Source organism: Microbacterium sp. LS_15, assembly GCF_041954735.1.
Classification (GTDB): Bacteria; Actinomycetota; Actinomycetes; order Actinomycetales; family Microbacteriaceae; genus Microbacterium.
The window spans coordinates 108,888-119,050 of sequence record NZ_JAVAYD010000010.1; the positions used below are offsets into that span (position 1 = coordinate 108,888).

11 protein-coding genes are annotated in these 10,163 nt (G+C 68.6%); 4 read left to right on the top strand and 7 right to left on the bottom strand.

What is annotated here, in order from left to right; genetic code table 11:
• Positions 1-108: 108 nt before the first annotated feature.
• Complete coding sequence (locus RAC69_RS13070; protein ID WP_375087186.1) at positions 109-447, bottom strand: hypothetical protein; 339 nt, start codon at positions 445-447, stop codon at positions 109-111.
• A gap of 107 nt (positions 448-554) precedes the next feature.
• Between RAC69_RS13070 and RAC69_RS13075 the strand changes: the two genes are divergently transcribed.
• Complete coding sequence (locus tag RAC69_RS13075; RefSeq protein ID WP_341933353.1) at positions 555-911, top strand: YbjQ family protein; 357 nt, start codon at positions 555-557, stop codon at positions 909-911.
• Positions 912-914: 3 nt separating this feature from the next.
• Here RAC69_RS13075 and RAC69_RS13080 read toward each other — a convergent pair whose 3' ends face one another.
• The 6 genes from RAC69_RS13080 to RAC69_RS13105 all read right to left on the bottom strand — a co-directional run bounded on the left by RAC69_RS13080 (position 915) and on the right by RAC69_RS13105 (position 3,927).
• Positions 915-1,349, bottom strand: a complete 435-nt coding sequence (locus RAC69_RS13080; protein ID WP_375087187.1) for a TA system VapC family ribonuclease toxin — start codon at positions 1,347-1,349, stop codon at positions 915-917.
• Positions 1,346-1,591: a type II toxin-antitoxin system VapB family antitoxin gene (locus tag RAC69_RS13085; RefSeq protein ID WP_375087188.1), complete on the bottom strand. Its 246-nt coding sequence runs from the start codon at positions 1,589-1,591 to the stop codon at positions 1,346-1,348. Before RAC69_RS13085 ends, RAC69_RS13080 begins: the two co-directional genes overlap by 4 nt.
• Before the next feature lie 77 nt (positions 1,592-1,668).
• Entirely contained in the window at positions 1,669-1,899 is a 231-nt protein-coding gene (locus RAC69_RS13090) for a helix-turn-helix domain-containing protein (RefSeq protein ID WP_375087189.1), read from the bottom strand.
• The gene (locus RAC69_RS13095; RefSeq protein ID WP_375087190.1) at positions 1,896-2,669 is read right to left on the bottom strand and encodes a hypothetical protein; all 774 of its coding nucleotides are present in this window, start codon (positions 2,667-2,669) and stop codon (positions 1,896-1,898) included. The genes RAC69_RS13090 and RAC69_RS13095 overlap by 4 nt, the downstream gene beginning before the upstream one ends.
• Positions 2,669-3,310, bottom strand: a complete 642-nt coding sequence (locus RAC69_RS13100; RefSeq protein WP_375087191.1) for a hypothetical protein — start codon at positions 3,308-3,310, stop codon at positions 2,669-2,671. Before RAC69_RS13100 ends, RAC69_RS13095 begins: the two co-directional genes overlap by 1 nt.
• Positions 3,310-3,927 (bottom strand): hypothetical protein, encoded by a 618-nt coding sequence (locus RAC69_RS13105; protein ID WP_375087192.1) that lies wholly within the window; start codon positions 3,925-3,927, stop codon positions 3,310-3,312. The genes RAC69_RS13100 and RAC69_RS13105 overlap by 1 nt, the downstream gene beginning before the upstream one ends.
• A 226-nt stretch (positions 3,928-4,153) precedes the next feature.
• Between RAC69_RS13105 and RAC69_RS13110 the strand changes: the two genes are divergently transcribed.
• The 3 genes from RAC69_RS13110 to RAC69_RS13120 all read left to right on the top strand — a co-directional run.
• Positions 4,154-6,679 carry an ATP-dependent Clp protease ATP-binding subunit gene (locus RAC69_RS13110; protein WP_375087193.1) on the top strand — a complete coding sequence of 842 codons (2,526 nt, stop codon included), beginning with the start codon at positions 4,154-4,156 and terminating at the stop codon, positions 6,677-6,679.
• 98 nt (positions 6,680-6,777) lie between these two features.
• Positions 6,778-7,278, top strand: a complete 501-nt coding sequence (locus RAC69_RS13115) for an amino-acid N-acetyltransferase (protein ID WP_341933360.1) — start codon at positions 6,778-6,780, stop codon at positions 7,276-7,278.
• A gap of 160 nt (positions 7,279-7,438) precedes the next feature.
• The coding region (locus RAC69_RS13120) for a DUF5107 domain-containing protein (protein ID WP_375087194.1) at positions 7,439-10,163 on the top strand (2,725 nt) is incomplete at its 3' end.

A 10,163-nucleotide genomic window follows, 5' to 3' on the forward strand; every position in this document is an offset into this window, starting at 1 on the left:
CACGCCATATCGCTCAACGCTAGGAGTGCGCTGACATTCCCCGGGCCGATATGACGAAGGATGACGGATGCCGAGCATCCGTCATCCTTCGAAGAGAACTCGCGAGGGTCAGGCCGCGCACTCCTGGATGTTGTCGGTGAGGATCTTCGTGGTCAGATCCTTGTCCTCCTCGCTGGACTGCTTGTCCTCGCCGTTGGCGATGTAGTTCAGGGTCTCGTTGCTCAGGTCGGAGTCGACGAGCTTCTCGGCGAAGCACTGCGCGACGTCATCCGTCATCGCGTCTCCCATGCCCATGTCGGTGTAGACCTTCTGGATGCCGTCGGCGACGTCGTCAGCGGACGGGCGGGAGGGGCCGCCGCAGGCGGCGAGCGAGAAGGCGAGTGCCGCGACGGGCAGGGCCATGAGGAGGCGGGTGGCGGGGCGCAGGTTCCGGTCGTTGAGCTTCATGCTCATCAGAATATTGGTGCACAGCGAATTCATAGAGGGGGTTGCATGGGGAGAAATCACCACGCCATGATCTGTTCCCGCACTTCGCGCTCTGTCACCATGGCGTCATGTTCATGGTGACGACGAACGATATCCCCGGCTACCGCATCACCCAGGTGCTCGGCGAGGTCATGGGCCTCACAGTGCGCTCGACCGACTTCGGGCAGGGGTTCGCCGCGGGGTTCCGCTCCCTCGGCGGCGGCGAGATCCCCGAGTACACGCAGGTCATGTACGAGGCCCGCCAGGTGGTGATGGGGCGCATGTGGACCGAGGCGCAGCAGCGCGGCGGCAACGCGATCGTCGCCATGCGGTTCGACGCGGGATCGATCGCGAACTTCACCGAGATCTGCGCCTACGGCACCGCCGTCGTCGTCGAACCCCTCACGCCGCCCGCGCCGCAGCCACCACAGCCGCCCGTCGCCTGAACCTCAGGCGTCGGTCGCCGGATCGAACCACTTCAGCTGCGGGAAGCGCCCGAAACCGCGATCCCGGGTCGCGAGGCGGGCGCCGTTCGCGAGACACAGCGCGGCGATGTACGCATCGGGGACGAGGTTGCCGCGGATGCCGGCATCCGTCGAAGTCAACGCATCGAGCCGCTCCCACGCCGGCGCTCCGGCGGTGAGCCACTGCGTGCGGGGACCTGCGATCAGGCTGCGGGTGAATGCCATCGCCGCCGCGATGGGCGCGGGTGACGTGGTGATGCGCGGATGGGTCACGATCCGGAGGAATCCGCTGAGGATCGTGTCGGAGACGCCGAGAGGCTCCCGCGCCAGTGTCTCGTTGAGCCATGGCGCGTAGATGTGATGCTCGTCCGCATCCGCGCGGAACGCGTAGACGAGGATGTTCACGTCGGGAACGATCACCGGCCGTGACCCTCGTCGAGCGCCTCCCACAGGGCATCGCGGTCATCGATGTCGACGAGGAAACGCGAGGTGCTCGGGTCGCCGAAGGTCGGAAGCGGCTGAGCTGCTGCGGGCGTCTCACTTCGCGCGAGACGATCTCGCAGCGCCTCCTCGATCAAGCTGGTGAGGGTTCGTCCCTCGCTCGCCGCGCGACGTTTCGCCTCCGCCGCTAGGGCCTCAGACAGGTTCAACGTGGTCCGCATACAGACCAGCATACGCCCTACCGCAGACATCTGCCTGGACCGATTTCTCGGATCGACATTCGCACAGCACTCGAGTCTCAGGCCAGCACGAGCAGGTCGCCGACCTCGCACTGCAGCACGTCGCAGATCGCCCGCAGCGTCGAGTACCGGATCGCCCTGGCCCTGTCGTTCTTCAGGACCGACAGGTTCACGATGCTCACGCCGACGCGCGTGCTCAGTTCGGTCAGTGTCATGCCGCGCTCGGCCAGCAGCTCGTCCAGACGGCAGTGGATGCCGGTGAGCTCGTCGTCGCTCTCGGCCGGGCTCATACGAGGCCCCGGGTGTCGTCGGCGAGCGTCTCGTTCTCGCGCCGCAGCGCATCGCGCTCTTGCTGCACCTTCATCCCCTGCCGGAAGACGCCGGCGAGAGCGGCGAGGAGGAGCGCTCCGTAGAACGGCAGGGGCGTCACGGTGACCTGATATCCCCACGGGTACCACTCGCTGTCGGTGGGGAGCGCCTCGCGCAATCCCGCCGTGGCGGCGATGCCGCTGAGCAGGTCGGATGCGATGCCGAAGACGAGCATCGCGATGGCTCCGCCGACGAGGGCACGTGTGAGGGTCCGAGTGAATGCACGTCCGCGCAGCGTGTTGAAGCAGATGACGGCCAGCACGACGACCGGCGTCGTCTGGAAGACGAGGCCCGTGACGTGCGAGGTGGCGGCGAGCAGGCGCAGCCCGAGCGAGGCGTGGCCCACGACGAACGAGGTCAGCGACTCCGAACCGCACGTGAGCATGGTCGTCGCGGCATCGCCGTACACCGAGCAGGGGATGCCGTCGGGCCAGTCCAGGTACACGGTGGTCGCGCCGTCGAGTTCAGCCCAGTCGACGGTGAAGGCCTTCACGACGTACACGACCGCCCCCACGACGGATCCGAGCGCCCACACGCTGGTCAGGACGAGCGTGGCGTCGAGTGCGATGGTCGTGCTGCCCCGGCGGCGCCCGATCCACACCACTAGCAGGATCACGACGGCGAAGACCGCGAGAGCGACGGCGATGTTGGCGAGCGCCGGCCAGACGCTCTCGGAAGTGAAGGTGAACATCAGACGAGTCCTTCCGTCTCGCGCTGCAGCGCATCGCGCTCCTGCTGCACCCTCACACCGCGCCGGAACGCGACGGCGATCAGGCCGACTGTGACACCGGTCGCGAAGATCGGGGCGATCGACCAGAACTCGATCGGATGCACGGGCTCGCCCGCGCCCATCCCGAGCGCCGCCGTCACGCCGTTGCGCCCCATCGTCTCGAGCATCACGATCGTGACCGGGGCGAGCACCAGCGTCCAGCCGATCACGTCGAACGCCCGCGCGTTGCCCCGCACGAAGAATCGACCGCGCAGGAAGTTCCACGCGACGAGGGTCACGGCACCGATGATGGCCGCGGCCGCGACGGTCCACAGTGCAATGGCCGCGACGATGGCGGCGACGGAGACGGCGTTCACATCCGCGGCGACGACCATCGCCGTCTGGGCGATGCCGTCCACAGCGATCTCGCCGGAGTCCGTCGTCGCGGAGATCGGCTGCTCGTCGATGGGTATGGACCAGGCGATGCCGCCCTCGCGGAAGGTGTCGAGAACGCGGAGCGCCGTCGCGACGCCGGCGATCACGAGGGCCGCGGCGGCGTACAGGATGACCGTGATCGCATCTGCGCGCTCGGAGCGGGTGGGGGCGGTGGCGGTCGTCGACATCAGACGAGTCCCTCCGAGTCCTTCTGCAGGCGGTCGCCGATGGAGAAGACCGTGGTGATGAGTGCCACGACGAACGCGGCGAGGATGAACGTGAAGGGCTCGACCGTGAGGACGGCGTTGTCGATGCCGTTGTCGGTGAGGCGCGACACGGTGGCGTTCGCGAGCATGTTGTCGAAGAAGCGCACCCCCGAGAAGCCGAGGAGTCCGGTGATGCCGGCGGTCGCGACGAGCGCCGTGCGCCCCCGGCCGAAGATCCTCCCGCCGATGGTGCTGCGGGCGAGCAGGATCAGGCATGCGATCACGACGACCACGGCGATGATCTGCACGATCTGCGCGATGATGCCGGGCACGACGGCGACGAGGGGGAGCTGCGGTGCGATGATCGTGCCGCTGTCGAGGCCGACCGCGATGGTTCCGCCGGTCGACAGGGGGAGGTCGACGCTGTCGCCGCGGAATTCGATCGGCACCGGGACGTCCGTCCCGCGGGCCAGCTCGATGATCCGGATGATCGAGTACACCGTGAAGTAGATCGCGATGACGGCGCCGGCGACGCAGAATCCGACGAGGGATGCGACGTCGCCGCGACTCAGCGCGCGGTCGTTCTTCGTGGAGGACATGGTCCGCTCCTTATCGACTATCGTTGTTACCGACAATCGTTAACATATCGACTTTCGATATGCGCGTCAACAGCGGCTCCGGCATCCGCTCGTCATCCGGCGACCCGGCGATATGCCGACGGCGAACACGGGCATACTGCCTGCGCGCGGTGGTTACTCTCGATGTACAGGCGCGGAGACCGTCGAGGGATCCTCGCTTCGCCCAGTGCGAATAAGGAGTCACAGCATGTTCGAGAGATTCACCGACCGAGCCCGTCGTGTGGTCGTCCTCGCCCAAGAAGAGGCGAAGATGCTCAACCACAACTACATCGGCACCGAGCACATCCTGCTCGGTCTCATTCACGAGGGCGAGGGCGTCGCCGCCAAGGCGCTCGAGAGTCTCGGCATCTCCCTTGACGCCGTCCGCGAGCAGGTTCAGGACATCATCGGCCAGGGTCAGCAGCAGCCGACCGGCCACATCCCGTTCACGCCGCGCGCCAAGAAGGTGCTCGAGCTCAGCCTCCGTGAGGCGCTTCAGCTCGGCCACAACTACATCGGCACCGAGCACATCCTGCTCGGTCTCATCCGCGAGGGCGAGGGCGTCGCCGCGCAGGTGCTCGTCAAGCTCGGCGCGGACCTCAACAAGGTGCGCCAGCAGGTCATCCAGCTCCTGTCGGGTGCGCCCGGCCGCGAGCCGGCGTCCGTCGGCGCGCAGTCCAACGACACGCCCGCCGCTCAGGGCGGTTCGCAGGTGCTCGACCAGTTCGGTCGCAACCTCACCCAGGCCGCCCGCGACAACAAGCTCGACCCGGTCATCGGGCGCGAGAAGGAGATCGAGCGGGTCATGCAGATCCTCTCCCGCCGCTCCAAGAACAACCCCGTGCTGATCGGGGAGCCCGGCGTCGGCAAGACCGCCGTCGTCGAGGGTCTCGCCCAGGCGATCGTCAAGGGCGATGTCCCCGAGACGCTGAAGGACAAGCAGCTCTACTCGCTCGACCTCGGCTCGCTCATCGCCGGGTCCCGCTACCGCGGTGACTTCGAGGAGCGCCTGAAGAAGGTCACCAAGGAGATCCGCACGCGCGGCGACATCATCGTCTTCATCGACGAGATCCACACCCTCGTGGGTGCGGGTGCCGCCGAGGGCGCGATCGACGCGGCCAGCATCCTCAAGCCGCTCCTCGCGCGCGGCGAGCTGCAGACCATCGGCGCCACCACGCTCGACGAGTACCGCAAGCACTTCGAGAAGGATGCCGCGCTCGAGCGCCGCTTCCAGCCCATCCAGGTGAACGAGCCGAGCCTGCCTCACGCGATCAACATCCTCAAGGGGCTGCGCGACCGCTACGAGGCGCACCACAAGGTGCAGATCACCGACGGCGCGATCGTCGCGGCGGCGAACCTCGCCGACCGCTACGTGTCGGACCGCTTCCTGCCCGACAAGGCCATCGACCTGATCGACGAGGCCGGCGCCCGCCTGCGCCTGTCGATCCTGTCGAGCCCGCCCGAGCTGCGCGAATTCGACGAGAAGATCGCCAAGGTCCGCGAGCAGAAGGAGATCGCCTCCGAGGAGCAGGACTTCGAGAAGGCCGCATCGCTGCGCGACGAGGAGAAGAGCCTCCTCGCCGAGCGCCTGCGCCTCGAGAAGCAGTGGCGCTCGGGTGACGTCGCGACCCAGGCGGTCGTCGACGAGGGCCTGATCGCCGAGGTGCTCGCCCAGGCCACCGGTATCCCCGTGTTCAAGCTGACCGAGGAGGAGTCCTCCAGGCTCGTCTTCATGGAGAAGGCGCTGCACCAGCGCGTCATCGGTCAGGAGGAGGCCATCGCGGCACTCTCCAAGACCATCCGTCGTCAGCGCGCCGGACTCAAGGACCCGAAGCGCCCCTCCGGCTCGTTCATCTTCGCCGGCCCGACCGGCGTCGGAAAGACCGAGCTCGCCAAGGCACTCGCGGAGTTCCTGTTCGACGACGAGGCCGCTCTCATCTCGCTCGACATGAGCGAGTTCGGTGAGAAGCACACGGTCTCCCGTCTGTTCGGCGCCCCTCCCGGGTTCGTCGGATTCGAAGAGGGCGGTCAGCTCACCGAGAAGGTGCGCCGCAAGCCGTTCAGCGTCGTGCTCTTCGACGAGATCGAGAAGGCGCACCCGGACATCTTCAACTCGCTCCTGCAGATCCTGGAAGAGGGTCGTCTGACCGACGGTCAGGGTCGCGTGATCGACTTCAAGAACACCGTCATCATCATGACCACCAACCTCGGTGCTCGTGACATCGCCGGTGGCCCTGTGGGCTTCCAGATCGAGGGCAGCAACGCCACCACCTACGAGCGGATGAAGGGCAAGGTCAACGAGGAGCTGAAGCGCAACTTCAAGCCCGAGTTCCTGAACCGTGTCGACGACATCATCGTGTTCCCGCAGCTGAACAAGGAGGAGCTGGTACAGATCGTCGATCTGTTCACCAAGCGCCTCGGCGAGCGCCTGCTGGACCGCGACATGACGATCGAGCTCTCGCTGGCCGCCAAGGAGCGCCTCATCGAGATCGGGTTCGACCCGGCTCTCGGCGCCCGTCCGCTGCGTCGCGCGATGCAGCACGAGGTCGAGGACCGTCTGTCGGAGAAGATCCTGCACGGCGAGCTCAACCCCGGCGACCACGTCAAGGTCGATGCGAAGGACGGCGAGTTCCTGTTCGAGCACGGCCCGCGCGGCGAGAAGGTCGCGGTCGGCGTGAACACCGGCGGCGAGATCTCGGCGACGCCGGACCTCGCGATCACCGGCAACGACTGATCACCCATACACGAGGGGCGGATGCTGCGGCATCCGCCCCTCGTGCGTACCCGGGGTTCTCCCGGCGGGCGGCGGACCTTCGGTTCTAGGCTGGACGGGTGAGTGAGTACATCGTCCGGCCGGCGCGCAGCGCCGACATCCTCGGCATCCGCGACCTCCTGCAGCCGATGGTCGAGCAGCGGATCCTGCTCGGCAAGGACCTCGCGGTGCTCTACGGCGCCGTGCAGGAGTTCGTCGTCGCCGAGGCCGACGGCGAGCTCATCGCCTGCGGCGCGCTGCACGTGTTCTGGGAGGACCTGGGCGAGGTGCGCACCCTCATGGTGCGCGCCGACTGGCTGCACCACGGAGTCGGTCGCGCCATCGTCGACCGTCTCGAAGAGCAGGCTCGGGAGCTCGGACTCAGTCGCCTGTTCTGCCTCACGTTCGAGGTGGACTTCTTCGGGCGCCGTGGCTACACCCCGATCGGGGAGCAGGTCGTCGACTCCGACGTCTACTCCCAGCTGCTGCGGAGCGGTGACGCGGGTGTCGAGGAGTTCCTCGATCTCGCGCACGTGAAGCCGAACACCCTCGGCAACACGCGGATGCTCAAGCGGCTCTAGCCTCCCCTCTGAGGCGGGGCGATCCATCGGATCGTCCATGTTCTTCCCCGTTCGCACCATGGGGACGCGCTCGCGGCGCGGCTAGCTTCGTGGCAGGACCATGCGTCCTGTCGTCGATGGAGCGATGTCGGCGGCACGCTGCTGCACGGAGGACCCTCAGATGAACGACCGCCGCCCCGACGTCGGATCGACCATGGACCCGCCCACGACGGAGGCGCCGATCGATCACAGGATCGTCCTGCCCGAAGCGACGGGCACCGTGCGTCAGGCTCTCGATCGCCGCGCCGCGGTGGCGTGGAGCGAGCCGCTGCAGATCCGCACCTACGAGGCGGGCGAGCCCAGCATCCATCCCCTCTACCTCGACCAACGGGTGTACCAGGGGTCGAGCGGCAAGGTCTATCCGATCCCGTTCACCGAGCACATCGCCGACGAGCCGGTCATGCGCGCGTGGCAGGCGATCCACCTCGAGAACGAGTACCTGCGCCTCGTCGTGCTGCCTGAGCTCGGCGGGCGCATCCACATCGGCGTCGACAAGACCACCGGCTACGACTTCTTCTACCGCAACAACGTCATCAAACCCGCGCTCGTCGGCCTCGCCGGCCCGTGGATCAGCGGCGGCGTGGAGTTCAACTGGCCCCAGCACCACAGGCCGGGCACCTACCTGCCCGTCGAGACGTCCATCGAGAGCGCCGACGACGGATCCGTCACCGTCTGGTGCCACGACCACGACCCCTTCACCCGCATGTCGGCGCAGCACGGCATCCGCCTGCGTCCGGGGAGCGCGGTGGTCGAGCTCGTCGTCCGCCTGCACAACCGCACGAGCGAACGGCAGTCGTTCCTCTGGTGGGCGAACGTCGCGGCCCGCGTGCACGACGACTACCAGTCGTTCTTCCCGGAGGACGTGCGGTACGTCGCCGACCACGCGCGGCGTGCGCTCACCGCGTTCCCGCGCGCCGACCGCCCGTACTACGGCGTCGACTACCCGGCGCTCGCCGCCGAGCACGAGGGCGCCGATCGCATCGACTTCTACCGGAACATCCCCGTGCCGACGTCGTACATGATCGTGGATTCGCAGCAGGACTTCTTCGGCGGCTACGACCACGCCGCGGGCGCCGGTTTCGTGCACTGGGCGGAACGCCGTCACGCCCCGGGCAAGAAGCAGTGGACGTGGGGCGATGCGCCGTTCGGCCACGCCTGGGACGCCCAGCTGACGGATGCCGACGGTCCGTACGTCGAGCTCATGGCCGGCGTCTACACCGACAACCAGCCGGACTTCGCCTGGCTGCTGCCCGGCGAGACGAAGGTGTTCTCGCAGTACTGGTATCCGATTCCCGCGATCGGCGCCGCGCACCAGGCGACTCCCGATGCCGCCGTGCACGTCGATCGGGAGACCACGGTGTCCGCGCGGTTCGCCGTGACGAGCCCGCGCGTCGGTGCAGTGCTCCGCATCCGAGACGGGGAGCGTATTATCGCCGAGCGCACAGCCGATCTCGTGCCCGGCGAGCCGCAGACGCTGGACGCGGATGCCGCGCCCACGCCCGATCTGTCGGTCGAGCTCCTCGGCGCCGACGGCCGACTGCTCGTGCGCTGGGAGCCGTCGGACGCCCCGGACGAGGAACCGTGGGTGGCCGAGGAGCCGCCCGGCCCCGACGACATCGACAGCGTCGAGGAGCTGTACCTCACGGGGCTGCACCTCGCCCAGAACCGTCACCCCACCCGCTCGCCGCTGCCGTACTGGCGGGCCGCGCTGCGGATCGACCCCGGTGACGCCCGCACACATCTCGCCCTCGCCGACCGCGCGTTCAGGGCAGGGCGGTTCGAGGGCGCGCTGGAGCACGCGCGCGCCGCGATCGCCCGGCTGACGCGTCGCAATGCGAACCCGACCGACACCGAGGCGTACTACCTCGCCGGGCTCGCCCTGGCCCGGCTCGGGCGCGAGGACGAGGCCCAGCGGATGTTCGGCAAGGCCGGCTGGGACGGATCCTGGGCAGCCGCCGCCGGCGTCGAGCTCGTGCGGTCGCTGCTGCGCACGGGGCGCGTGCGCGCCGCCCTGCGGGTGCTCGACCAGCTCGACGCCACGGTCGGTCACGACACCCGCCGCACCGCGCTCCGGGTGCTCGCCGTGCGCGCGCACGGCGATGCCGCCGAGGCAGGCGCGATCGCGCGGCGGGCGCTGGCCGTCGATCCGCTCGACGCGACTCTGCGCGTGCTCGCCGGGCGCGACCTCGACGATGACGCCGGACTGCTGCTCGACGTCGCCCTCGACCTGGCGCTCGCCGGTGCCGGCGATGATGCGCTGCCTTTGCTGGATGCGGCCGTCGCAGCTCCCGTGCGTCGGTCGGGCAACGTCCGTCCCGTGGCCGACTACGTCGCGGCGGCGATCCTCGACGACCACGGCGACCGGGCCGGGGCCGCGCGCCACCGGGCCAGGGCCCGCGCGGCGGATCAGCGCTGGGCCTTCCCGTTCGGCCTCGACGCGCTGCAGGCCCTCGAGCGCGCGATCGCGGCCGACCCGTCCGACGGCGTCGCCCTCTCGCTCCTCGGGATGCTGCTTCATGCGCACGGCCGCCGACGCGACGCGGCCGCGGCGTGGAACAGGGCGATCGACAGCGGACACCGGGATGCCGTGCTGCTGCGCAACGCGGGGCTCGCCGCCTACAACGTCGAGCACGACGCCGACCGGGCGTGGGCGCTGTACGCCGAGGCGGTCGAGCTCGCGCCGCACGACGCGCGGATCCGGTACGAGCAGGACCAGCTCGCGGCGCGCCTCGGTCACGACGCGTCGCGGCGCCTCGCCGCGCTGCGTCCGGTGGAGGAGCTCGTGCTCACGCGCGACGACTTCACGATCGAGTACGCGAGGCTGCTGGTGGCCGAAGGCGATGCAG

Coding starts and splice junctions, on each gene's coding strand:
- RAC69_RS13070 (WP_375087186.1), bottom strand. CDS start 447: ATGAAGCTCAACGACCGGAACCTGCGCCCCGCCACCCGCCTCCTCATG.
- RAC69_RS13075 (WP_341933353.1), top strand. CDS start 555: ATGTTCATGGTGACGACGAACGATATCCCCGGCTACCGCATCACCCAG.
- RAC69_RS13085 (WP_375087188.1), bottom strand. CDS start 1,591: ATGCGGACCACGTTGAACCTGTCTGAGGCCCTAGCGGCGGAGGCGAAA.
- RAC69_RS13090 (WP_375087189.1), bottom strand. CDS start 1,899: ATGAGCCCGGCCGAGAGCGACGACGAGCTCACCGGCATCCACTGCCGT.
- RAC69_RS13095 (WP_375087190.1), bottom strand. CDS start 2,669: ATGTTCACCTTCACTTCCGAGAGCGTCTGGCCGGCGCTCGCCAACATC.
- RAC69_RS13100 (WP_375087191.1), bottom strand. CDS start 3,310: ATGTCGACGACCGCCACCGCCCCCACCCGCTCCGAGCGCGCAGATGCG.
- RAC69_RS13105 (WP_375087192.1), bottom strand. CDS start 3,927: ATGTCCTCCACGAAGAACGACCGCGCGCTGAGTCGCGGCGACGTCGCA.
- RAC69_RS13110 (WP_375087193.1), top strand. CDS start 4,154: ATGTTCGAGAGATTCACCGACCGAGCCCGTCGTGTGGTCGTCCTCGCC.